Raw genomic sequence first — 23,301 nt, 5'->3', positions numbered from 1 at the left:
GGGGGGGGGGGGGGGGCCGGGGCCGCCCGGGGACAAGCGGGGTCCGGGCGGCCCCGGCGGAGCCGTGGTCACCGGCCTCGCGGGCGGTGACCACGGCGCGGGGTCAGCTCTGGGTGTCGTCCTCGGTCCGCTCCTCGGCGCCGTCGAAGGGGTTCTCGACGAGGGCGTTGGAGTGGGTGGCGGACAGGTGGGCGAGCTGGGCGGGGTCGGCGATGGGGGCGAACACCTGGTGCTGGTCCACGGTGTGGACTCCTCTCATAGGGGTGGTGCGTCCGCTGGCCGCGGGCGCATGACCAACTTAATGAATATGATTTTCATTCCGCAAGGGGGTGGGCGACGGAAGAGGGTGATCCGGGTAACACACCGGCCAGCCGCCCACGGGGTCGACGCCGACCCGGCCGGCGACGCCGAACACCCCGGCCAGCAGTGCGGGGGTGACGACCTCGGCGGGCGGGCCGTCGGCGGCGACGGTCCCGGCGCGCAGTGCGACGATCCGTTCGGCGAACCGGGCGGCCTGGCCCAGGTCATGAAGGACCATCAGTACGGTCAGCTCCCGTTCAGTACGGAGCCGGGCGACGGTCGACAGCACCTCCAGCTGGTGGCGGAGGTCGAGATAGGTCGTCGGCTCGTCGAGCAGCAGGACCCGGGTGTCCTGGGCGAGGGCGAGGGCCAGCCGCACCCGCTGCCGCTCACCGCCGGAGAGCGATTCCACCGGCCGGCCGGACCAGTCGGCCACCCCGGCGTCGGCCATCGCCCGCAGGGAGACGGTGTCGTCGCCGCCGCGCAGCATCCCGAGGGGGCCGCGCGCCGCGTACCTCCCCTGCCGCACCAGTTGACGTACGGTCATCCCGGCGACCGGCGGCGCGGACTGGTGGAGCAGGGCGACCCGGCGGGCGGCGGCGCGGCGCGACAGTCCGGCGAGGTCGTCACCGCCGAGGAGGACGCGCCCCCGGGCGGGGCGCAGCAGGCCCGCGCAGAGCCGCAGCAGGGTGCTCTTGCCGCAGCCGTTCTGTCCGACCAGGGCGACCGACTCCCCGGCCCGTACGGAGAGATCGACACCGCGCAGCACCTCCCGGCCCGGGTAGCCGAAGCGGAGCCCTTCCGCGACGACCACCTCGGCGGCGGCCTCCCCGCCCTTCACCGGGGCGTCGCCCCGTGCCCCCGCCTCTGCGGGGCCGGGGTCGTGCCCGCTGTCATCGGTGACCATGTCTCCTCCTCGTACGACTCGAATGAAGCGCCCACCACCGGGCCTTGCGGGCCCACCCGCCACGGCGGCATCGGACGACCCGCCTCTCCGATTCCCGCCCCGGGCCTACGGCGGGCCACCACAGGCGGCACGGCGGCCGTCCATGACCCCCCGGCCACGGCGGCCGGGACGGACCCCCGGGGCGCAACCGGTCCCCGCACCCGGCCGTCCGTCAGGGGCCGGGTCCGGAGGGGACGGCCGGGAGCCGCTCGCGGGCTCCCGTGCCGCCGGGCCGTCAGGGTGAGCACCCCGCCCGTGCGGGCGCGCGCAGGAAGGCAGGGGCGGTCTCATGGGCCCGCCCCCGGTGAGCGGCGGGCCGTGGCGAGGAGGAGGGCGGCGCCGAGGCAGGTGGTGAGGGCGCCGGTGGGGATGGAGAGGCGGTCGGCGGAGAGGACGTCCGTCAGCAGGCGGGAGAGGGCCTGGGCGGCGGCGTCCGCGCCGCCGACCACGGCGGCTCCGGCCAGCGCGGCGCCCGGGAGCGCCGTGCGCAGATCCGCGCCGTGGAGCGCGAACGCCAGCTGTGGCACCAGCAGTCCGACGAAGCCGAGGGCCCCGACGACCGCGACCGCGCCCGCCGTGAGGGCGACCGCGCAGACGAGCGCCGCGAGACGGGCGTGTCCCGGGCGCAGTCCGGCCGCCGCGGCCTGGTCGTCCCCGCACCGCAGCAGGGTCAGCGGCGGGGCCAGCGCCCACGCGGCGAGCAGCCACACCGCGGCCCAGGGCCACAGCAGGACCCAGTGCTCACGCACCCGGCCCTCGGTGGAGCCCACCAGCCACTGCACCACACTGCCCAACTCCCCCGGCGCGACCAGGAGCACCATGGCGGTGAGCCCGGACAGCACCGCGGAGACCAGGACCCCGTACACGGCCGCCCCCTGGGGGTCGGACCGCTCCTCTCCGGCGAGCACCCAGAGCAGACCCGCCCCGGCGAAACCGCCCACGACGGCGGCGACGACCACGGCCACCGGTGAGCTCCAGCCCGCCAGGCCCAGCCCGGTGGCGGCGACGGCGCCGAGGACGGCACCCGGGGTGACCCCGGTGACCTCGGGTCCGGCCAGCGGGTTGCGGAGGGCGGACTGGAGCACGATGCCCGCGACCCCGAGGCTCGCCCCGGCGGTGAGCGCCACCAGGGTGCGGGGCAGCCGCAGTTCGAGGACGATATGCCGGGCCAGGGGGTCGCCGCCGCCGCGCAGGACCTCCCAGACGGCGGCCGGGCCGAGGGCACGCCCGGCGACCAGACCGGCGCAGCCGGCGGCGAGGACCAGGGCGCACAGCAGGAGGATCCGTCTCATACGGCGGCCCCCGTACCGGAGACGCCGGAGACGCCGGAAGCCTTCGCGGCTCGGGACGCACGGGAGGCCCCCCGCTTGAGCAGCAGCACCCCGAGCGGGACGCCCACCAGTGAGGTCCACGCGCCCACCGGGGTCTCGACCGGTGCGAGCGCCAGCCGGGCCGGGAGGTCCGCGCAGGCCACCACGGCCGCGCCCCACACCGCCGCCCAGGGGAGCAGACGGACGGCGTCGGCACCGGGCGCGGACCGGCGGGCGAGGTGCGGGGCGAGGAAGCCGACCCAGGCGATCGGGCCGCAGACCGCCACCACCGGCGCGATGAGAAGGATCGCGACGGCGAGCGCCGCCAGCCGCGCGCGGTGGACCCGGAGCCCGAGGGCGCCGGCCTCCTCGTCGCCGAGGCGCAGTACCGACAGGACGGGCGCGCACAGCAGCAGCGCGGGAACGGCGAGCACGGCCCAGGGCCACACTCCGCCGAGGTCGTCCCAGGTGCGGGCGGAGAGGCTGCCGAGGAGATAGCGGTAGATGATCTGGAGGTCGAGCTGGTCGGCGAGGACCATCAGGACCAGCAACGCCGCCTGGAGCGCCGCCGCGACGGCGGCCCCGCAGAGCAGGACGGCCGAGGGGCCGCGCCCGGTACCGGCCGCCAGCAGGGTGAGCAGCCCGCCCAGGGCGGCCCCGCCGAGGGCGAGGAACGGCTGGAGGGCGCCGGGCACGGAGACGGCGAGGACGAGCGGACCGGCGACGGCGAGGGCGGCGCCGGAGGAGACCCCGAGCAGCTCCGGTACGGCGAGCGGGTTGCGCAGCGCCTCCTGGAGGACGAGCCCGGCGGCCCCGAGGCAGGCCCCCGACACCAGGGCGAGGACCAGCCGGGGCAGCCGGAGTTCGGTGACGACGAACTCCCCGGCGAGTCCGGTGAGCGGCACCGTCGGGGTGCCGAGCGCCAGCCCGCCGCAGGCGACGGCCAGCAGGACGGCGACCGGGAGCGCGGCGAGCGGGAGGAACCGGCGCCCCGGGCGGCCCCGGTCCCGGCTCACCCGAGCTTCGCCGGGGCCTCGTGCGGCTGACTCCCGGCTCACCTGAGCTTCGCCGTGGCCTCGTCCAGAACGATGCCGAGCGACCGGGTGCCCCGGCCCTTCGCCCAGACCTCGGCGTTCACCTCGTACACCTTGCCGTCGCGGACGGCGGGGATCCGGGACCAGAGCGGGTTCTTCGCCAGCTTCTCGGAGAGGGTGCCGTCGGATTCGCCGAAGGCGAGGGTCTCCACGAAGAGCACCTCGACATCGCGGGCGAGGATCTCCTCCATGCTGTAACCGCCCTGGACCCCGCGGCTCTTCCAGGGGTAGCGGGAGAGCTTGGGCATCAGCCCGGCGGTGACATCGGTGCCCGGGGTGGCGACGCCGAAGTTCTCGTCGCTGCCGAAGACGATCAGGCTGGTCCGGTCGCTCGGGTCGCGCTCGGCGCGGGCGAGCTTCTCGCGGAAGCGTGCCTCGGCGCTCTCACCGCGCCCGGTGCGGCCGGTGAGGGCGGCGAGGTCGCGGAGGTAGCGGACGCTCTCCTGCCAGCGGCCGGGCTGGACCGGCCAGAAGGTGGTGGCGCCCTTGAGGGCGGGGGCGAGCTTCCCATGGGTGTCGGCGAGTCCGATGACCAGGTCGGGCCGGTGGGAGAGGACGGCCTCGGTCTCGGGGGCGAGGAAGCCGCCGGGAATCGTGGGGATCCCGGCGGCCTTCGCGCCGCCGAGGAAGCGCGGGTGGGCCAGGAGCGTGGAGTTGGTGGCGACGGGGGTCATCCCGAGTTCGCTGAGCATGTCGTCGCAGAGGGCCACCAGACAGACGACGCGTTCGGGGGGCCGTGGGGTGGTGACGGTCACGCCGTGGACATCGGTGACGCTCCGCGCCGGGGCTATCGGCTCCACCCGGACCTCGGTCCGTTCCCGGGCCGCCCCGGAGTCCTCCTCGGCGGTGGCACCGCACCCCGCGAGCAGGGTTCCCGCCAGCGCGGCGGCGGCGACGCGCCGGATCCTCCAGGCACAGCTGAGCAGCATCGTGATCTCTCCTCGGGTCGTCGGCGGCGCCGGCCGGACCGGCGCACCATGTGGGCCACATGATAATCATGTTCAATACGCTTCTCCGACCGCGCCCCCGGGAGCCGCCCATGACCACGCCCCGCACCACCACCCCCGCATCCGAAACCGCACCCAGGCTGGTCGTCGCCGACCATGTCGCCGGTGGGGTACGGGTGCTCGACCTGCCGTGCGGGACGACCGTCGCCCGGCTGGACGGCCGGTACGCCGGTGAGCACACCGGCTTCCTCGCCCTGCCCGGCGGCCGGACCGCCTTCGTGGACGACCGGGCCGGGGAGCTGGTCGTCCTCGACCCCTACGGCCCCGGCGCCGGGCGCCCGCTGGTCCGGGCCACCGCGCCCGTGGCGATCCCGGCGGAGCAGCTGGCCGCCGATCCGACCGGTCGGCGGATAGCCGTCACCACCGGCCTCGGCCGTGCCGAGCGTCCCTGGAGCGATCTGCTGACCGCCGTCGATCTGGCGGCGGAGGGCGGCCCGCGCGCGGTCCGGGTGCGGACCCGGGCCGGGGAGCCGGGTGTCACCCTCGTACCCCCGCCGTCTCCGGTTCCGACTCAGACCCCGGCCCCGGCCCCGGCTCCGGCTCTGGAGGGAGCTGATCCCGGCCGGGACGGGGACCTCTGGGCGGTGGTACGCCATCGCGAACCCGGGGAGCTGCGCGCCTACCGGTGGGCGGAGTTGATGGCGGCGGCGCCCGCGTGTCCGGTCGTACCGCCCCACCGGAAGGTGCCGCTGGCCGACGACGACGGGCACGGGGACGCCTACGACGCGGTGAGCGGACGACTGTTCGCGGCGAGCGGCTCGGGGGTGCACCGCGCCCGCCGCACCCACGACGGGCTGGCCGTCGAGCCGCCGCTGCCCTGGGGCGGCGAGGGGCGCGGCTACGCCCTGCGGCTCGATCCGGTCCGCCGGCTGCTCTGGTCCTGTGTACGCGGCGGTCCGCCGGAGCCGGGCCGGTGGCCGCAGTGGTCCAACTCCGCCTGGTGGTACGGGCTGGAATCGGGGCGTACGGGACGGGTGCCGCTCGGTCCGGGGCTGGTGTTCCGCTTCGCGGTCGCCGCCCGCCGGCTGGCGTTCGCCCGGGTCCATCCGGACGGCGATGAACTCGTCCTGGTCGACCCCGTACTCGGCCGGGTGACCGCGCGGGTGCCGCTGCCCCCGATGGCCGGGGCACCCCGGCGGGGCGGGACCCCCTGGGACGGTGTGCAGCGCCGCGCCGTGGCCGCGTCACCCGGCCATGATCTGATCGCCGTCAGCCGGGGCGGGCATGGCGAGATCCATCTGATCGACTCGGTGGCCGGTCTCATGACCGGTACCCTGACCGTCCCCACACCGCTGGACGAGGGCGGCAGGCTCGCCCTGGTCCTCCCCGGGGACGGCGCGGAGCTGGACACCGGGGGACGGTGATCATCTGATGGTGCATCGGCCGAAAACCGCTGGTCCCGACCTCCGGTTCCCCTTCTCGGAGTTCCCTCCCCCTCACCCCCCTGAGCAGCGCCGATTCCCCGGCGATCGACTGCGGGAAGCGACGGATTGAGGGCGAAATCTGGCCTAGTAATCCCCTAGTCTCATCACAGCACTTCGAACCAAGGGAGTTCACATGGCGGTATTCGTTCTCGTTCCTGGCGCGTTCCTCGGCGCCTGGGCCTGGGAGGACACGGCGCGTGCGCTGGAGGAGCAGGGACACACGGTGCTGCCGCTGACCCTGACCGGCCTGGCGGAGCGTGCGGATCTCGCCACCGCCGAGACCGGTCTGGAGACCCATATCGGCGATATCGTCGACGCGGTGACGGAGCGTGGGCTGGAGCAGGTCGTCCTGGTCGCGCACAGCTATGGGGCGGCGCCGGTGACCGGGGCCGCCGGGCGGCTCGGCGACCGGCTGCGCGCGGTGGTCTATGTGGACAGCGCCCCGTTCGCGGAGGGCATGCGCGGGCTGGACCTGATTCCGCCGGAGGAGACCGAGCGGATGCGCAAGGAGGTCGCGGAGCAGGGCGGCGGACGGTGGCTGCCGGTGCCGCCGCCGGAGGTGCTGGGCGCGGGCTCCAGCCTGGAGGGGCTGGACCAGGAGAAGCTGGATCTGCTGTACGCACGGGCCACGCCGCAGCCGTTCGCCAGCTATGAGCAGCCGCTGCCCGGCCCGGTCGAGCCCGCCGCCGGTGTGGAGCTGGTCCTGATCGCCTGCGCGGACTTCCAGCAGCTGCTGTCCGCGGGGATTCCGATGCTGGCCCATCTGAACGAGGAGCCGTGGCGCCGCCTGGATCTGGCGACCGGTCACTGGCCGATGTTCTCCGCGCCGCGTGAACTCGCGGTGGCCCTCGACCAGGTGGTCACCCGCCCGTAACCCGTAACGGAGCGAGGTCCCGGCCCCGCACGCCGGCGGGGCCGGGTGCGGTCAGCCCCGTACCCCGTCCGGCAGAAGGACGAGGCGGGCGCGGACACCCTCCAGTCCCGAGCGGACGGTGTCCGCGTCGCCGGTGTCGAGCCCCTGGGTCACTTCGTACCAGGGGCCCAGCCGGTGCCAGAGCAGGGCGCGTTCGCGTATCCCGGGAGTGACCGGATAGGCGGCGGCGAGCGCTTCGGCGAACCCGTCCGGGGTGTCCGTGAGCGCCCAGGCGAGATCGAGGGCGGGGTCGCCGATATGGGCGTCGGCGAAGTCGATGACCCCGCCGAGGACGGTCCCCGGGACCCGGAGGTGCTCGGGGCCCAGATCGCCGTGGACCAGGGTGTCCGCGGGCAGCGACCCGATGGCGTCGAGCAGCGCGGCGCCCGTCGGGCGCTCCTCCTCCGGGAGCAGTGGCAGGACCCGGGCGCGGAAGTCGGCGGTGGTCGTGGCGCGTTCGGCGCGCACGGCGTCGGGGCCCGGGACACCGCGTGCGACCGCGCCGTCCGGGTCGGCGGAGTGCAGGGCGCGCAGAAAGGCGCCGAGCCGCTCGCCGTCGGCGGGCCCCGGCCGCTCCAGCGGTCCACCGGGTACGAGTCGGTGGCGGACGGCGACGGGGTCGCCGGGGAGCGGGACGGGTACGGGGACCGCGAGCGGGAGGGTGGGGGCGAGCCAGCGGCATCAGCCGGACCTCCATGCGCAGCCGCCCGGCCACCTCGGGTCTGCGGGGGCGCCGCTCCACCCAGCCGTCGACCAGGCGGGCCGCGGAGTCCCAGCCCTGGGAGAACTCCTCGGGGGTGGTTTCCGGTGTATGCATCACCGGATCAGCATGCCGGTGACGATCACGCCGGTCGAGCGATTTCCGGGCCCCCTGCCGCGACATCCGGGCCGGGACACCCGGGCCGAGGGCACGGACACGGGCTCAGGGGCGGGCACGGACACAGACGTGGGCTCGGGCACGGACACTGGCGCGGGCTCAGCGGCGGGCCGCCTGCTCGACCGCGCGGTCGATCCAGTCGCAGAGGCCGTCCAGCGCCGCGTCGCAGCGTGCGCCGTCCCCCGTGCCGAGCCGGTCGGCCTGGAGCCCGGAGTAGGCCGCGTTGAGCAGGGTGGCCAGGACCAGCGCCTCCGCCTCGGGCACCCCGCGCCGGGCCAGACAGCCGGCGACGAACCCGGCCCGGCCCCGGACGAAGGCCGGGGCGGGCGCGGGGAGCCGCCCGGCGGCGGCGAGGCCCTCGATCTCCCGGACGAGCCGGGTCATCGGCAGTTCGGCGGGGTCCAGATGGCGGCGCCAGGCGGAGCGGACGAGCGAGCCGACGGCGACCGACGGGTCCGCCCAGCCCTCGGTGGCGCGCAGCGCATCGTGCTGGCGCTCGTCGAGCCGATCGAGGACGGCGGTGAGCAGGGCGCCCTTGTCGGCGAAGTGATGGGTGAGCACCCGGGTGCTCTGTCCGAGGGCTTCCGCGAGGCCGCGCAGGGTGAAGGAGGAGATCCCGGTCTCCGCCAGTTGGGCGACGACGGCGTCGAGCACCTCACGGCGCCGTTCCGGATCGGCGGTTCTGGCCATGGGGTGGCCGCCTCCTCGCTGCCCGCTCGGCGCTCCGTATCCGCACGACTCTCTCACATCCCATAGGGGAAACAGTTGTTACCTTAATTCCCATGCGCCTCCCGTTCGCCGACCCCGGGCCCGTCTGGCTGTACGGGCTGACCCTCGCCGCCTTCACGGTGCAGACCGACGACTTCATCGTGGTGGGGGTACTGCCGCGGCTCGCCGCCGAGCTGGGGGTGTCCACCACCGCGGCGGGTCAGCTGGTGACCGTCTACTCCCTGGTGTACGCGCTCACCGCGCCGCTGTGGGCACTGGCGCTCTCCCGGGTCTCCCGCCGGGCGGTGCTGCCGGCCGCCCTCGGGGTCTTCGCGGCGGCCAACCTCGTGGTGCCGCTGGTCGACGGTTTCGCCGTCCTCATGGTGGTAAGGGTGATCGCCGCGCTGGCGGCGGCGGTGGTACTGCCGGTGGCCCTGGCGGCGGCCGGCACGGCGGCACCGGAGGGGCAGCGGGGCCGTTTTCTGGCCACCGTGATGACCGGGCTGACCGGGGCGGTGCTGCTCGGCGTCCCGGCGGGCACCTGGATCGGAGCGGTCGCGGGGTGGCGGGCGACCTTTGTCTTCGCCGGTCTGCTCGGGCTGATCGCGCTGGCCCTGGTGGTCACCACCGTCCCGGCCACCCCCGGGACCCTCCCCGGTCCGGGCCTCTCCGATCCGATCGACCCCGGCCCGGTCCGCGCCCTGCTCCGGGGCGCCGTCCTGCTGGTCCTGGCCGCCACCGCGCTGACGGTGGCCGGGAATCTGGCCTTCCAGACCTATCTCGCGCCCTATCTGACCGCTCTGGCAGGGGTCACCCCCACGGTGCTGGCGGCGCTGCTGGTCTGCTCCGGCGCGGCCGGTGTCCTCGGTACACGGCTGTCGGGCCGGCTGGTCGACCGGTACGGGCCACCGCGCGCGCTCGCCCTCGCCGGTGCGGTGTTCTGCTGCGCGATGGTGGCCCTGGTGCTGCTCTGGCTCGTCCGGCCGGTCCCGGTGTGGCCGGTCGCGGGGGTGTTGGCGGTCTGGTCGGCGGCGGCCTGGGCGGTGCCGCCGGGCCTCCAGGCGCTGATGCTGCTGCGGGTGGGCGACCGGTCGGCCGCCCCGGCGATGGCGGTGCACAGCGGCTCCGCCTATGCGGGGGCGGCGCTGGGGAGCGCGCTCGGTGGCGCGGCGGTCGCGGTGGCACCGGGCCTGACGCCGGTGGCCGCCGCACTGCTGGTGGCGCTGGGGCTCGGGGCCGCGCTCCCGGCGGCCCGTACCCGTACCCGTACTCGTACTCGTACCACCGCCGCCGCCCCGCCGACCCGCTGACCGTCCGGCAGCGGCCCCGGCTCCATCCGGTCAGGGGCCGGGTCAGAGGACCAGGTCAGGAGGCCGGATCAGGGGCCGGATCAGGGGCCGGGTCAGGGGGCCGGTCCCCGGACGGGACCAGATCGAGATAGACCCCGAGGGGCGCCCCCGAGGCGAGCATCGCCCGGCTCCGCAGAGCGATCCGGGTCCGCCACTCCGCCAGCACATCCCCGAGGGCGGCCGGGTCCCCGGCGGCGCGCAGCTGCTCCACAAAGGTCCGCACCCGCTCCAGCGGGAGTCCGCCGCGCCGGAGTTGGCGCACGACATGGGCGTCCCGCACCACATCGGGCGGATAGCGGCGGTGGCCGGTGGCCCGATCGCGGTACGGGCCCAGGATGCCAGCCTTCTCCCAGGCCCGCAGGGACGCGGGGTGCACCCCGAGCCGATGGGCGAGCACGCCGATGAGCAGATCCCCGGCGGGGGCGGAGCGGACGGCGGCGGGACGCGGCGCGGCCGTGAGGGCGTCCAGCGCGGCGGCGACCTCGTCCAGTGTGTCGCGCTCCCGCAGCAGTTCGGCATGGGCCCGGTCGACCAGCCGGAAGAGGGTCGCCTCGTCGCCCCGGTGGGCGGCGCGCAGCAGCTCGGCCGCCGTGCGATGGCCGTACCCCGCGCGCAGGGCGAGAAAGGCCCGCAGGGCGGCGGCGTGGACGGGGGTGTAGCGGCGGTGGCCGCCCGTGCCGCGCAGGGCCGGCGGGAGGATGCCGTCCTCCTCGTAGTTGCGCACGGACTGGGTGGACAGACCGTGCTCCCGGGCCAGATCGGCCGGGCGCAGGGCTGCTGGGGTCATGACGATCGCCTCTCTCGCCTCCGTATCACCGCGTCATCGTCCCCCGGACGCGGGTGCGACGGCCACGGCGGTCCCTGCGGGCGCGGCGAGGCCCTGGATACACCAGATGTGCCTGGTGGCGCAGGCATATCACCGGGGCGGGAGTTCACCCGAGTGATCATGTGAGGCCTATGAGAAAGCTTTCATGTAGATGAACAGATTGTCATAAGAATGTGAATGTGTGAATCGAAGGTGAACGCGCCTCTACGTTCCATGGCCATGACAGCAAACATTGAGCAACCTCAGGATGGCCATCAGATGAACGACGGTCGCCCGGAGGCCGGTTCACCGTCCCGGGAGAGCGCCGGACGCCGGACCGTGCTCCGGGCGGCCGTCGGCGGCGCCTCCGTCCTCGGCGCGATGGGAGTGCTGGGGAGCGGTACGGCCATCGCCGAGCCCCGGCCCGCCGACTCGCCGCGGACGAGGCCGCGGACGCCCACCGCCTCCCTCCAGTTGCTGACCGAGGGCAACCGCCGCTGGCGCACCCTGAGCCAGCGCTACCCCCACCACGACCTCGCCGCCCGGACGCGGGCCATCTCCGGACAGAGCCCCTTCGCGATCGTCCTGGGCTGTGTCGACTCCCGGGTCCCCCCGGAGCTGGTCTTCGACCGGGGCATCGGGGATCTGCTGACGGCCCGTTCGGCCGCACAGGTGCTGGACCAGGCCGTCGTCGGCAGCATCGAGTACGGGGTGCTGGCCCTCGGCATACCCCTGGTCCTGGTCCTCGGCCACCAGTCCTGCGGGGCGGTCAAAGCCGCCATCGAGGCGGACCGGACCGGAGAGACACTGCCCGGCAGCATCCAGTACCTCGCCGAGCAGATACGGCCCGCCATCGACCGGAGCCAGACGGGCGACGCACAGGTGCGGGCGACCACGGACGCCCAGATCCAGCTCGTCAAAGCGCAGTTGTCGGCCAATCCGCAGCTCTCCCCCCGGATCGCCGACGGACGGCTCGCCGTGGCGGGGGCCCGCTACGACCTCACCAGTCAGTCGGTGCATCTGCTCACCTGACCTGCGCGGAAGCGCCGTCCCCGCCGCGCCCGGCCACCCCGGGCGCGGCGGGCCGCGCCGGCGCACGACCGGGAGAGGGGGGGCTGATTCCGGTCTTGGACCGGGGGCGGCGGTCCCGCACAATCGCATCAGGGTGTGTCCTCGGCCGGCGGGAGAGCCCCCGGAGGAAAGGGCCCCCCGGGGCCGCTCCCGGGGATCCGTGCCGGCCGGCGGACCACAGCCAGGGCACGAGCCGAACGGCACTTCACCGGAGGTCTCGCATGACCGGCACAGGGACCCGTCCCATGGTCCTCGACAGCAGTGGCGGCGACCGTCTCTTCGCACAGCTCGGCGAACTCCGCTCCGGTGGCGCGGCGGTCCGGGTCGAGCTGCCCGAGGGCGTCGTCGCCTGGTCCGTCACCCGCCCCGACATCCTGCGGAGACTGGCGGCCCACCCCCAGGTGTCCCGGGACGCCCGGGGCGTCTGGCCGGGGTACCGGCCGGGCGCCATCGCCTGGCTCTACCCATGGGTGGACAACCGCTCCATGGCGACCAGCGAGGGGCTGGAGCACAAACGGCTGCGGAAGATGATCGGCCCGGCCTTCGGGCCGCGCAGACTCGCGGCGCTGCGGCCCCGGATCGACGCGATCGTCGCGGATCTGATCACCGATCTGGAGACGGCGGGGAAGGACGCCCCGCTGGATCTGCGGGCCCGTTACGCCCATCCCCTGCCCACCCGGCTGATGTGCGACCTCTTCGGCGTCCCGGACGAGCAGCGGCCCCCGATCATGGCGGGCATGGACCTGGTCCTGGACACCGGGGTCCCCGAGGAGCAGGCACGCCGGATCGACCACGACCTCAAGGTGGCGATGCGCACCCTTCTGGCGACCAAGCGCGTCACGCCCGGCGACGACATGACCAGTCTGCTGCTGACCGAGCACGACGGGGACCGGCTCACCGAGGAGGAGATGGTCGCCACCCTGCTGCTGATGATCGGCGCGGGGACCCAGACCGCGGTCGCGCTCGTCGTCCACGCGGCGCGGGCGCTGCTGCGCCATCCCGACCAGCTGGCCGCCGTCCTCGCCGACCCGGCGGGGTGGACCGAGGTGATCGAGGAGACGCTGCGGCTCCATCCGCCCGTGGTCCATCTGCCGCTGCGGTTCGCCCGGGAGGACATCGACCTCGGTGACGGTACGGTGATCGCCGCCGGGGACGCCATCATCATGGGCTTCGGTGCGGCGGGCCGCGATCCCGGACTCCATGAGCACGCGGAGGAGTTCGACATCGACCGCGCCGACAAGTCCCATCTCGCCTTCGGGCACGGGATCCACCACTGCCTCGGGGCACCGCTCGCCCGGCTGGAGGCGGCGGTGGCCCTGCCGGCGCTCTTCGGACGCTTCCCCCGCCTGGCGCTCGCGGACCCCGACACCGTACCGGAGCCGCACCACTCCTTCATCGCCAACGACATCGACGCGCTGCCCGTCCTGCTGGACGGCGGCCCGGCCCGCTGACACCCATCGGTGGCGGCGGGGGACGCGGAAGCCCCGCCCCGGTGACGGTCGGGTCCCGGGGAGCCGGGGCCGTCGGTCGCGAGGGCGGGGCGCTGTCCGCTGGGCCGGGGCCGGGCCGGTGGAGCGGCCAGGCCCCGGCGTCAGCCGGTGATGCGGTATCAGCCGACGTACAGCAGCCGGTTGGGCGAACCGGCACCCGGGTTGGTGACCACACCGGGAGTGGAAGCGGCCACCAGGGCGGCCGAGACCTGCGCCGGGCTGGCCGACGGGTTGGTCCCGGCATAGATCGCCGCGGCTCCGGCGGCATGGGGCGCCGCCATCGAGGTGCCGGATATCGTGTTGGTCGCGGTGTCACTGGTGTGCCAAGCCGAGGCGATCGAGCTGCCCGGGGCGAAGAGGTCCAGGACCGCTCCGTAGTTGGAGAAGCTGGACCGGGCGTCGGTGTTGGTGGTCGAGCCCACCGTGATCGCCTCGCCCACGCGCGCCGGGGAGAAGCCGGAGGCGTTGGCGTTGCTGTTGCCCGCCGCCACGACCGTGGTGACACCGGCGGTGATCAGTCGCCGCACGGCCGCGTCGATGGTGGCGTTGGCGCCGCCGCCGAGGCTCAGATTGGCGACCGCGGGCCGCGCCGCGTTCCGGGCGACCCAGTCGATACCGGCGACGACCTGGGCGGTGGTGCCGGAACCGCTGTTGTTGAGCACCCGGACACCGACGATACGGGCCCGCTTGGCGACACCGTAGGAGGTGCCGGCGACGGTACCCGCGACATGGGTGCCATGGCCGTTGCCGTCCTGGGCGACATTGTCGTTGTCGACGGCGTCGTATCCGTTGAAGGCCCGGCCGCCGAAATCGCTGTGGGAGATGCGGACACCGGTGTCGATGATGTACGCGGTGGTGCCCGCACCCGCGCTGTCCGGGTAGGTGTAGCTCCGGTTGAGCGGCAGCCGCCGCTGGTCGATCCGGTCCAGACCCCACGAGGGCGGGTTGGTCTGGGTGGCCTGGATGCTGACCTTCTGGTCCTGGGCCACGGCGGCGACCGAGGGGTCGGCGGCCAGCTTCTTGGCCTGGGCCTCGGAGAGCTGGACGGCGTACCCGTTGAGCGCGGTGGTGTAGGTGCGCTTGATCTTGGCGCCGTACTCCTTGGCGAGGGCCCGGCCCTCGGCGGAGGCGGCACGGACCTTGCTGTCCCGGAGCGTGACGATGTAGCTGTTCTTGATCGCGCCGGGCTCTCCCGCGTCTAGAATGCGGCCCTCACGCTGTTCGGGAGCGGGGGCGGCCGTCGCCGGAAGGGCGGTCATGAGCCCCAGGGTCAGGGCGCCCGCCACGGCGGCGCCCAGCGGGGGGAGCAGACGCCGGGAGCGGGAGGGGTTCGACCGACCGGTGTGACGCGTGGATTCCATCTGAGGGTTCCTCCTCATCGATGGTGCAAGTGGGGGGATGCCTACGCCGTCCGCCACCTGCGGGGCAGCGGACAGACGGGCAGCGGGATGTATGACAAGGCCATGACAACCTGCTGCCGCCTCAAAGATGAGCCGTCGCATAGGAATTGCACAAGGGTTCCTGCGCTCACGTCACACGTACGACACGTGCAGACACGTACACGCCATGAAACAGCGGAAGCGCCCGCCCCAAACGTGATGTGTCCCACGGTCCGCCGAAGGGCCGGAAAGCAACGGCTCCGTGCTCCTGTCCCGCCGCCTTCCGGGCGGGAGTTGACTTGGAGCGCACTCCAGCGGCGAGTCTCTTGACCGGCGCCCGTGGCGGACACGGGGCCGCACCGCACGGCCCTGTGCGCGCACGGACACGTACACATAAGGGGACATCCATGAAGTACCGCCGGATAGGCAGCCACCCGGACACCCGTCGCGAGGTGAGCGTGTTGTGCCTGGGGGCCATGCTCTTCGGCACCCGTACCGACGAGCAGACCTCCTTCGCGATCCTCGACCGCTATGTGGAGGCCGGGGGCACCTTCGTCGACACCTCCAACAACTACGCCTACTGGCTCAACGGCGGCCAGGGCGGGGAGAGCGAGAGCGTGCTCGGCCGCTGGCGCCGCAGCCGGGGCATCGGCGACGAGATCACCATCGCGACCAAGCTGGGCGCCCGGCCGCTGGCCCCCGGCACCGGCTTCGTGGAGAACCGTGAGGGGCTCTCCGCCGACACCATCCGGGCCGCCGCCGAGGAGAGCCGGGAGCGGCTGGGCATGGAGCGGCTGGATCTGCTGTACGCCCATATCGAGGACCCGGAGACACCGCTGGAGGAGACCGTCGAGGGGTTCGCCGCGCTCGTCGCCGAGGGCACCGTCGGGCTGCTGGGCGTCAGCAACCACTGGGCGTGGAAGGTGGAACGCTCCCGGGCCGTCGCGGCGGCGGCCGGACTGCCGGGCTATGAGGTCCTCCAGTACAGCCACAGCTATCTGCGGCGGCGCACCGACCAGCCCGACGCGCTCTCCCCCGACGGTGCCTGCGGCATCGTGGACGGCAATCTGCTCAGCTATGTCCGTGCGGAGCCCGCCCTGGCGATGGTCGCGTACACCCCGCTGCTCAGCGGGGCGTACACCCGGGAGGACAAGGAACTGACCCGCGATCTCGACCATGCCGGCACCCCGGTGCGGCTGGCGGCCCTCGCGGAGGTCGTCCGGGAGACCGGTGCCACCGCCAATCAGGTCGTGCTCTCCTGGCTGATCGGCGGCGAGGTGCCGATCGTGCCCCTGGTCGGCGCCTCCTCCGTGGCGCAGCTGGACGAGAGTCTCGCGGCGGTCGACCTGGAGCTGACCGAGGAGCAGCGGGCGAGGCTGGACGGCGCGTACTGACGCCGGGCGGGTACGGAAGCGGGCGGACGGGGTGAGCGGGCGGGGTACCGGGGTACGGGTCAGCCGTCGATGTCCAGCCGGGCGGCGATCTCCCGGGGCACCGGATAGGGCCGTTCCACCGGGAGGAGCCGCTGGGCCCGCGCCGCCTGACCGCCCCGTACCAGGGGTGCGATGCTCCTCACCCGGGGGGTGACATCGGTCAGTTCCACCACCCACTTCTCGGCGTAGTCACGGATGAGGTCCCGGCCGATCCCGACCTGGATGCTGTAGTGGTTGAGGGCGGCTCCACGCGGTGAGCGCTCGGGGTCCCACTGGACATGGACGGACGCCCGCTCCACGGCGTCGGGGTGGGAGGTGGTCAGCACCGCGCGGGACAGCGCCTCCTCCCATCCCTCCCGGGTGATCCGCACCGCGAGGATCCGCTCCTGGCCCGGTTTGCGCGCCCAGTTGCTGCGGTGCATGAGCCAGAGGAAGGACGGCTTGATCCAGGTCATGCGTCCAAAGGAGAACGGGGGGACGAAGCGGCCCGCCTTCAGCGCGGCATCGGCCACGGCCGGGGAGTACGCCTGATGGATGACGATCGTTCGGTTGTCGTACTGGGCACGTATCTGACGCAAGGGGACCATAACGGGGATGCTGCCACCACGGGTGAGGGCGGGACCAGCCGTTTTCCGCGGGGTGGCCACCGGTCCGGGGCCGGCACCCCGCCCGGACTCCCCACCCCCTGAATCCCCTGGTCCGGAGCCTGGTTTGGACCTTTCCGCTGATCCACCATGTCCTTATGGAAAGTTCGACCTTCAAAGGGCTGCTGGGGCTGGTGGTCCTGTCCCTGCTGGTGACGGGCTGTGCCGATGACACGGACGGCTCCGAGGGCAAGGGCGACCGTCCGGTCATCTCGGTCGACAAGGTGACGGCCCTGGTGGACGAACCTGTCCGGGTACGGGTCTCCGGGCTGCGCGCGGGCGAGAAGGTGACCGTCACCTCCGAGGCCGAGGACAGCGCCGACGCCACCTGGACCGGCCGGGCGACCTTCACCGCCGACCGTACCGGCACCGTCGATCTGAGCCGTGCCAGGCCCACCTCGGGGACCTATCGGAAGGCCGACCGCTGGGGGCTGTTCTGGTCGATGGAGCCACCGGCCGGGGATCCGGACGAGGACTCCTTCTACCCCACCCGTGATCCGGAGTCGGAGCGGGCGTACACCCTACGGCTCACCGCCCGTGCCGAAGGGCGGCCGGCCGCCCGCAAGGAGCTGACCCGCCGTCTGATGGACGAGGGTGTCACGGTCCAGGCGATCAAGCCCGCCCGGGACAAGGTCACGGGCCGGCTCTATCTGCCCCCCGCCGGGATGCCCCGCCGCGCACCCGTGCTGGCCTTCGGCGGCTCCGAGGGCGGACTGTCCATGGGCGGCGACGCGGCACTGCTCGCCTCGCGCGGCCATGCCACCCTGGCCCTCTGCTACTTCCGCTGCGGAGACGGGCCCGACTCGCTCAACGACATCCCGATGGAGTACTTCGCCACCGCGGCCCGGGTACTCGGCCGGAAGTCCGGCGACGGACATGAGCGCATGGCGGTGCTGGGCATCTCCCGGGGCAGCGAATCCGCCCAGCATCTCGCCCAGAACCACCCGGAGCTGATCCGCGACGCGGTGGTCTACGGCCCCGCCGACCAGTACTACATGGGCTTCCCGCACCATGAACGTCACGCGTGGACGGTGAAGGGGAAGCCGGTGAAGCCGGGGCCGATCCCGCTGGACCGGGTACGGGGCCGGGTGCTGGCCATCGCCGGGGGCGAGGACACGCTCTGGAAGTCGGCCCCGATGGCCGAGTCCATCGCCGACCGCAGCGGGAAGTCCGGACGGCACCGTGCGCTGATCTACCCGGAGGCGGGGCACGCGGCCATCTCGTTCCCCTCCTTCCCGACCGGGACGGTCGTCTTCCACCAGGTCGGCGATGTCACCCTGCCGCTCGGTGGCAGCCGGGCGGCCGACGCGCAGGCGCGGGCGGACAGCTGGCCGCGCGTCCTGGAGTTCATCGGGCGCTGACCCCGCCCCGGAGACGACGGGGGACTACGGGGGGGCGGCGGGGGGACGGCGGCACCCGGGGGCCCGGGGATCACGGCGTGATCGCCGCCGGTCGCGGTCGATCACGGCCGGGGCCGCTGCCGGGTGCCGGAACCGGCGTCGGGGCGGCTGTCGGGGCCGCGCTCCACGGTTGCGGAGGCATCGCGGTGCGCGCCGTCGTCCAGCCAGATCCGGGCGATCCCGGCGGCGGTGCGCAGTCCGCTCTCCCCCGGCCGGGTGACCGCGTGCCACAGCGCGGCCGGATCGCGCGGCATGACCACCGAGTCCACGGCCGTCTCGGTACCGGTGTCCGTACCGTTGTCCATCGGGTTGGGGGTGGCGGTGAGGATCTGGGTCCCGGGGCCGGCCGGCCCGAAGGTCCGGCCGGCGCGGACGCCGACGGCGGCCCGGACCGCATCCCGGGCGGCCTCGGCCGCCGAGCCCCGGGCGTAGCCGACCGTCACCCTCAGATCGCCGCGTCCGCCGTCCTCGCCGCTGCTCAACCCGGTGATGTCGAAGAGCCGGGGATCGAGACGGCCGCTGCGGACGAGTTCCCAGGCGTCGTCCGGGACCAGCAGCGGCTTCCCGTCGTGGAGGCGGAACCGGAGCGCGATCCGCTCGCGGCCCTCGGCCGACCGGAAGCCGAATATCCGCGCCCTGTCGTCCCCTTCGGTGCCGACCTGGACCCGGTCGCCGGTGATCAGGGTGATTCTCCGGAATCCGGGCAACCGGCCGTCCGGCGGAGCCCCGGACCCGGCCCTGGCCCCGTCTCCGTCTCCATCTCCGTCCGCGTCGCCGCCGTCCCCGTCCCCGGCATCCGCATCGGCGCTCCGGAGCTGTGCCGGGCTCTCCGCCTTGACCGGCGGGGTGGTGGGCAGTGATCCGTTCAGCTCCATGAGGAGCGCTCCGGAGGCCGACACGATGGCCGCGGCGATGGCGATGTCGTGGCGTCTGGTGAGCACCGTTCTCCCTGCGTCCGGACGGGAGCCGGGTGACAGGGCTCCCCCTGCCGGGTGAACCGTCCAGGGGGTGCATCAGGTTGGCCTACTCTGAACACTTGTCTAAAAATGATCGGCGAGCCCCTGTCCACCGAGGCAGCCCCGCACTCTCCCAGGAGCCTCAGGCTCAGGGAAACCGCAGGTCGTCACGGTGAAACAACGGCCGGTCCACAGGGGGCGCACGGCCGGCCCAGCGGTGCGGCAGCCCATCTGTTTTCCGCCACTCTTCCGCCACCCTTCCGTGACTCCTCCGCCCCCCCCCTTCCGTCCTCTCGCACTGGAGCCGTCTCCTCTCATGTCCCCCGATATCCGCCCCGGCCGTCGGTCCACGGTCGTCATCGCCGTCACGGGCGCCGTGATACTCCTGCTCGCCTGGGCCTCCCGCACGGCCGAGCGGGACACCGCCGGACGCAAGGAACAGGCCCGGAGCGAGGCCGCCGCCCCCTCCTCCCATCCGGAGACCCGGTCCGGGCACCCGGACCAGCAGGCGCTGGGCCGGCCCGACGCCCCCGTGGTGATGGTCGAGTACGCGGACTACCGGTGCGGCTACTGCGGACGCTTCACCCGCACCACCGAGCCCGAACTGATCGAGCGCTATGTCGACCAGGGGATTCTGCGGATCGAGTGGCGCCACTTCCCCGTCCTCGGCGAGGAGTCGGAGCGCGCGGCCCGGGCCGCCTGGGCCGCAGGCCGGCAGGGCCGGTTCCAGGAGTTCCACACGCTCGCCTACGACCCGGGGGCCACGGCGCGGGCCGGGGGCTTCACCGAGAAGGGCCTGACGGCGCTGGCGCGCCGGGCCGGGGTCGCCGATCTGGAGCGCTTCACCAGGGATCTGCGCGGGCGCGGGGCGGCGGCGGCCGTACGCGCGGACCGGAAGGAGGCGGAGCAGGCCGGGATGAACTCCACTCCGTCCTTCCTCATCAACGGGGTGCCGGTCATCGGGGCCCAGCCCACGGAGGTCTTCGTCGAGGAGATCGAGGACGCGTACGCGGACACGGCTGAACGGTAGGCGCGGCGGCGCCACCGAGCGCGGTGCGCGGCAGGGCGGGGCGGGGCGGTGGTCGCTGCGGGGCGCGGCAGGGCGGGGCGGTGGGAGGTACCGCCTAGGGTGCGGGAATGGACTCGCGCGCGTATCTCTCGGATCTGTTCTCGCTGGACGGCATGGTCGCGGTGGTGACCGGCGGGAGTTCCGGTATCGGCCGGGCCATCGCCGGGGCGCTCGGCCGGGCCGGGGCGGCCGTCGTGGTCGTCGCGCGGGGGCGGGAGGCGCTCGATGGGACCGTCGGGGAGCTGACGGCCGACGGCTGCCGGGCCGCGTGGGTCACCGCCGATCTGGGCGACCGGGACCGGCTGCGCGCCGCGGCGGACGAGGCCGCGGCGGCCTTCGGCGAGCCGGACATCCTGGTCAACTCCGCGGGGATCAATCTGCGGCCCCCGATGGACGAGTTGAGCGACCCCGTGTGGGACACCACCCTGGCGGTGAATCTGTCCGCGCCGTATCTGCTCGGGCAGCGCTTCGGCCCCGGTATGGCCGAGCGGGGCTTCGGCCGGATCGTCCACATCACCTCCCAGCAGGCGCACCGGGCGTTCGTCCAGAGCGGTGCGTACGGTGTCTCCAAGGGTGGCCTGGAGTCGCTGGCCCGCTCGCAGGCGGAGGCGTGGTCACCGTCCGGGGTGACCGTCAACACTCTCGTCCCGGGCTTTGTGGCGACCCCGCTGAACGCCAGGATCTCCGGCGACCCCGGGCGCTCCGCGGCGCTGGCGGCGCGGACCATGGTCGGACGCAACGGTCTGCCGGGGGACTTCGCCGGGGCGGCGGTCTTCCTGGCGAGCCGGGCCTCCGCCTATGTCACCGGGCAGTCCCTCTTCGTGGACGGCGGTTTCTCGGTCCACTGACATCCACTGACGCCTTTTCAGCGAACGGGCCGTCAGATGGGCGCGGCTCCATCAGGGTGATGCCTCCGCCCGTTTCGGGCGTCGGCTCGTTGTCCGTTTCATGATGGTCTTCCATGTGATCCGCTGTCTGGACTGCCGGGGCATCGGCACCGCCGCCGACACGGGTGAGCCGCTCGAACCCCTGATGGCCGCCGCCCTGGCGCACCGCGCCAGCGAGCATCCGCACACCGCCGAGTACGACATCCTGACGGTGGAGACCTGTACGCCGATGCCCGGGTGGGAATCGCTCGCGGAGACGCCCGCCGCCTGGGCCAATACCTGGCTCCGCCCCGTCTTCTGAGCCGCCCCGCGCCGGCCGGGTGACGCGTCCGGGCGGGGTGACGCGTTCGGGCGGGCCGGGCGGGGATCGGGGCGGACGGGTCGCCGCGGCAGTACCGTACGCGTGTGACGCATTCCTCACCGGACCCGCTGCGCATCCTGGTGCTGTCCGGCTCCGCGCGGACCGGCTCGCTCAACACACGGCTGTCCGCGCTGGCCGCCCGGGTCGTCGCGGCCCGGGGCGCGCTGACGGAGTCGGCCACCGTCGGGGAGTTCGCGGTGCCCGCCTACGACGGGGACCTGGAGGCCGCCCAGGGCGTGCCCGAGGGCGCCCGGAGGTTCAAGGAGGGGCTGGAGCGGGCGGACGCCTTCATCGTCGCCTCCCCCGAGTACAACGCCTCGCTCCCCGGCACGGTGAAGAACCTCATCGACTGGGCCTCCCGCTTCCGCCCGCAGCCCTTCAACGGCCGCCATGCGCTGGTGATGTCGGCCTCGCCGTCCATGAGCGGGGGCAATCGGGGGCTGTGGGCGCTCCGTGTCCCGCTGGAGCATCTGGGGGCGCGGGTCTACCCGGACATGTTCTCGCTGGCGCAGGCGCATACCGCGTTCACCCCCGAGGGGCTGCTCGCCGACGCCACCCTCCAGGGGCGGTTCGAGACCACCCTCGACGACTTCCTCAACCTGGTGGAGGCGGCGAAGCACTACCCCTGTGCCAAGAAGGCCTGGGTCGAGTACCTCGGGGAACGGCCGGCGGCGGTCATCGACCGCGCCCAGACCGGGTGATCGCCTCCGCCCGGACCGGATGACGACCCGTACCGGGACCGGATGACCGCCCGCGGACCCGGCGCCGGGCCCCGCCGGGCGCCTGCGGGGAGCGCGCGCCCTTGATCGTCCGGGGGTCGTGGGGCAGCATCGGTGGCCTCACCCACCGGAGGTCCGGCAGCGCGCCGGCCGGGCTCTCCCCATCAGTCTGGACAGCCATGCCGCACACACCGCCGGGCCCCGCCGCGCCGGACGAGCCCCTGCCCCCGCCCGCCCGCGCGACCGGGCCCCGGCTCCTCGCGGTGAGCGACCTGCATGTCGGGGTGGGCGACAACCGCCCGGTCACCGAGGCGCTGCGGCCGAGTCACGAGGGCGACTGGCTGATCGTGGCCGGGGACGTGGCCGAGCTGACCGAGGACATCGGCTGGGCGCTGGGGCTGCTGGCGGAGCGCTTCGCCAAGGTCATCTGGGCGCCCGGCAACCACGATCTGTGGACCACCCGGGACGACAGCGTCCAACTGCGCGGCGAGGAACGGTACCGGCATCTGGTCGAGTTGTGCCGGGGGCTGGGTGTGGTGACGCCCGAGGATCCCTGGCCGGTGTGGCGGGGGGCCGGCGGCCCGGCGGCGGTGGCGCCGCTCTTCCTGCTCTACGACTACACCTGGCGGGTTCCCGGGGCACGGACCAAGGAGGAGTCCCTGGCGCAGGCGCATGAGGCGGGGGTCGTCTGCACCGATGAGTTCCTGCTCCACCCGGACCCGTATCCGAGCCGGGACGCCTGGTGCCGGGCCCGGGTCGCCGAGACGCTGCGGCGGCTGGAGGCCCATGACCCCTCGGTCCCGCTGGTGCTGGTGAACCACTATCCGCTGGTACGGCACCCCACGGACGTACTGCGGTATCCGCTCTTCGCCCAGTGGTGCGGCACGGAGCTGACGGAGGACTGGCACCGCCGCTTCCCCACCACCGCCATGGTCTACGGGCATCTCCACATCCCGCGTGCCGATCTGTACGACGGGGTGCGGTTCGACGAGGTGTCGATCGGCTACCCGCGCGAATGGCGCCAGCGGGGGCACCCGTTCGGGCTGCTGCGGCAGATCCTGCCGCACCCGGAGCCGCTGGTGACCGGCTGGTCCGGGCCGGACCTGACGACGGCCTGACCGGGACGGAGCCGCCCCGGGGGCGGTCGTGGGCGAGCGCC

Annotated in this window: 22 protein-coding genes and 1 pseudogene; 12 read left to right on the top strand and 11 right to left on the bottom strand. The window is 73.9% G+C overall.

Features of this window, described 5'->3' with window-relative positions; translation table 11 throughout:
* Positions 1–103 precede the first annotated feature (103 nt).
* The 5 genes from amiA to ABT354_RS26110 all read right to left on the bottom strand — a co-directional run bounded on the left by amiA (position 104) and on the right by ABT354_RS26110 (position 4,579).
* Positions 104–241 (bottom strand): streptamidine family RiPP, encoded by a 138-nt coding sequence (gene amiA, locus ABT354_RS26130; RefSeq protein WP_351498002.1) that lies wholly within the window; start codon positions 239–241, stop codon positions 104–106.
* Between the two features lie 57 nt (positions 242–298).
* Positions 299–1,207: an ABC transporter ATP-binding protein gene (locus ABT354_RS26125; protein ID WP_351498000.1), complete on the bottom strand. Its 909-nt coding sequence runs from the start codon at positions 1,205–1,207 to the stop codon at positions 299–301.
* 326 nt (positions 1,208–1,533) lie between these two features.
* Positions 1,534–2,538 (bottom strand): FecCD family ABC transporter permease, encoded by a 1,005-nt coding sequence (locus ABT354_RS26120; protein WP_351497998.1) that lies wholly within the window; start codon positions 2,536–2,538, stop codon positions 1,534–1,536.
* Positions 2,535–3,506 (bottom strand): FecCD family ABC transporter permease, encoded by a 972-nt coding sequence (locus ABT354_RS26115; RefSeq protein ID WP_502983503.1) that lies wholly within the window; start codon positions 3,504–3,506, stop codon positions 2,535–2,537. Before ABT354_RS26115 ends, ABT354_RS26120 begins: the two co-directional genes overlap by 4 nt.
* Before the next feature lie 104 nt (positions 3,507–3,610).
* Positions 3,611–4,579 (bottom strand): ABC transporter substrate-binding protein, encoded by a 969-nt coding sequence (locus ABT354_RS26110; RefSeq protein WP_502983501.1) that lies wholly within the window; start codon positions 4,577–4,579, stop codon positions 3,611–3,613.
* A 110-nt stretch (positions 4,580–4,689) separates the two neighbouring features.
* On the opposite strand from ABT354_RS26110, the gene ABT354_RS26105 reads away from it, so the two are divergent.
* Positions 4,690–6,021 (top strand): hypothetical protein, encoded by a 1,332-nt coding sequence (locus ABT354_RS26105; RefSeq protein ID WP_351497996.1) that lies wholly within the window; start codon positions 4,690–4,692, stop codon positions 6,019–6,021.
* A 193-nt stretch (positions 6,022–6,214) separates the two neighbouring features.
* The gene (locus tag ABT354_RS26100; protein ID WP_351497994.1) at positions 6,215–6,955 is read left to right on the top strand and encodes an alpha/beta fold hydrolase; all 741 of its coding nucleotides are present in this window, start codon (positions 6,215–6,217) and stop codon (positions 6,953–6,955) included.
* A gap of 51 nt (positions 6,956–7,006) precedes the next feature.
* Here the strand turns inward: ABT354_RS26100 and ABT354_RS26095 are convergent.
* Both ABT354_RS26095 and ABT354_RS26090 read right to left on the bottom strand, forming a co-directional pair.
* A pseudogene (locus ABT354_RS26095) lies at positions 7,007–7,612 on the bottom strand (phosphotransferase); the annotation flags it as partial.
* A gap of 358 nt (positions 7,613–7,970) precedes the next feature.
* Positions 7,971–8,561 (bottom strand): TetR/AcrR family transcriptional regulator, encoded by a 591-nt coding sequence (locus tag ABT354_RS26090; protein ID WP_351497992.1) that lies wholly within the window; start codon positions 8,559–8,561, stop codon positions 7,971–7,973.
* Positions 8,562–8,653: 92 nt separating this feature from the next.
* Between ABT354_RS26090 and ABT354_RS26085 the strand changes: the two genes are divergently transcribed.
* Positions 8,654–9,889 (top strand): MFS transporter, encoded by a 1,236-nt coding sequence (locus ABT354_RS26085; RefSeq protein WP_351497990.1) that lies wholly within the window; start codon positions 8,654–8,656, stop codon positions 9,887–9,889.
* A gap of 55 nt (positions 9,890–9,944) precedes the next feature.
* Here the strand turns inward: ABT354_RS26085 and ABT354_RS26080 are convergent, their stop codons facing one another.
* Positions 9,945–10,715 carry a MerR family transcriptional regulator gene (locus ABT354_RS26080; protein ID WP_351497988.1) on the bottom strand — a complete coding sequence of 257 codons (771 nt, stop codon included), beginning with the start codon at positions 10,713–10,715 and terminating at the stop codon, positions 9,945–9,947.
* A 297-nt stretch (positions 10,716–11,012) separates the two neighbouring features.
* Here ABT354_RS26080 and ABT354_RS26075 point away from each other — a divergent pair, with 297 nt between their 5' ends.
* Together ABT354_RS26075 and ABT354_RS26070 are read left to right on the top strand one after the other, a co-directional pair.
* Complete coding sequence (locus tag ABT354_RS26075) at positions 11,013–11,765, top strand: carbonic anhydrase (RefSeq protein WP_351497986.1); 753 nt, start codon at positions 11,013–11,015, stop codon at positions 11,763–11,765.
* 260 nt (positions 11,766–12,025) lie between these two features.
* Positions 12,026–13,255: a cytochrome P450 family protein gene (locus ABT354_RS26070; protein ID WP_351497984.1), complete on the top strand. Its 1,230-nt coding sequence runs from the start codon at positions 12,026–12,028 to the stop codon at positions 13,253–13,255.
* Between the two features lie 158 nt (positions 13,256–13,413).
* On the opposite strand, the gene ABT354_RS26065 is transcribed toward ABT354_RS26070, so the two are convergent.
* Positions 13,414–14,655 (bottom strand): S8 family peptidase, encoded by a 1,242-nt coding sequence (locus ABT354_RS26065; RefSeq protein WP_351497982.1) that lies wholly within the window; start codon positions 14,653–14,655, stop codon positions 13,414–13,416.
* 425 nt (positions 14,656–15,080) lie between these two features.
* Here ABT354_RS26065 and ABT354_RS26060 point away from each other — a divergent pair, with 425 nt between their 5' ends.
* Entirely contained in the window at positions 15,081–16,067 is a 987-nt protein-coding gene (locus ABT354_RS26060) for an aldo/keto reductase (RefSeq protein ID WP_351497980.1), read from the top strand.
* 59 nt (positions 16,068–16,126) lie between these two features.
* Here ABT354_RS26060 and ABT354_RS26055 read toward each other — a convergent pair whose 3' ends face one another.
* Positions 16,127–16,693, bottom strand: coding sequence for a DUF4291 domain-containing protein (locus ABT354_RS26055; protein WP_351497978.1), 567 nt, complete (start codon positions 16,691–16,693; stop codon positions 16,127–16,129).
* Positions 16,694–16,848: 155 nt separating this feature from the next.
* Here ABT354_RS26055 and ABT354_RS26050 point away from each other — a divergent pair, with 155 nt between their 5' ends.
* Positions 16,849–18,111: an acyl-CoA thioesterase/bile acid-CoA:amino acid N-acyltransferase family protein gene (locus ABT354_RS26050; RefSeq protein WP_351497976.1), complete on the top strand. Its 1,263-nt coding sequence runs from the start codon at positions 16,849–16,851 to the stop codon at positions 18,109–18,111.
* A gap of 101 nt (positions 18,112–18,212) precedes the next feature.
* On the opposite strand, the gene ABT354_RS26045 is transcribed toward ABT354_RS26050, so the two are convergent.
* Positions 18,213–19,091 (bottom strand): hypothetical protein, encoded by an 879-nt coding sequence (locus tag ABT354_RS26045; RefSeq protein WP_351497974.1) that lies wholly within the window; start codon positions 19,089–19,091, stop codon positions 18,213–18,215.
* 331 nt (positions 19,092–19,422) lie between these two features.
* Between ABT354_RS26045 and ABT354_RS26040 the strand changes: the two genes are divergently transcribed.
* The 5 genes from ABT354_RS26040 (at position 19,423) to ABT354_RS26020 (ending at position 23,260) form a co-directional block, all read left to right on the top strand.
* Positions 19,423–20,136 carry a DsbA family protein gene (locus ABT354_RS26040; RefSeq protein WP_351497972.1) on the top strand — a complete coding sequence of 238 codons (714 nt, stop codon included), beginning with the start codon at positions 19,423–19,425 and terminating at the stop codon, positions 20,134–20,136.
* A 107-nt stretch (positions 20,137–20,243) separates the two neighbouring features.
* A complete protein-coding gene (locus tag ABT354_RS26035; RefSeq protein ID WP_351497970.1) occupies positions 20,244–21,023 on the top strand; it encodes an SDR family NAD(P)-dependent oxidoreductase in 780 nt (259 codons plus the stop codon).
* 100 nt (positions 21,024–21,123) lie between these two features.
* Entirely contained in the window at positions 21,124–21,363 is a 240-nt protein-coding gene (locus ABT354_RS26030) for a hypothetical protein (protein ID WP_351497968.1), read from the top strand.
* Between the two features lie 104 nt (positions 21,364–21,467).
* A complete protein-coding gene (locus ABT354_RS26025) occupies positions 21,468–22,124 on the top strand; it encodes an NADPH-dependent FMN reductase (protein ID WP_351497966.1) in 657 nt (218 codons plus the stop codon).
* 197 nt (positions 22,125–22,321) lie between these two features.
* Entirely contained in the window at positions 22,322–23,260 is a 939-nt protein-coding gene (locus ABT354_RS26020; RefSeq protein ID WP_351497964.1) for a metallophosphoesterase family protein, read from the top strand.
* Positions 23,261–23,301: the final 41 nt, after the last annotated feature.

Source organism: Streptomyces sp. NPDC000594 (genome assembly GCF_040299965.1).
In the GTDB taxonomy this organism is placed as follows: domain Bacteria; phylum Actinomycetota; class Actinomycetes; order Streptomycetales; family Streptomycetaceae; genus Streptomyces.
The sequence above is the reverse complement of the archived record's forward strand: the minus strand, read 5'-3'. Positions and strand labels throughout refer to the sequence as shown.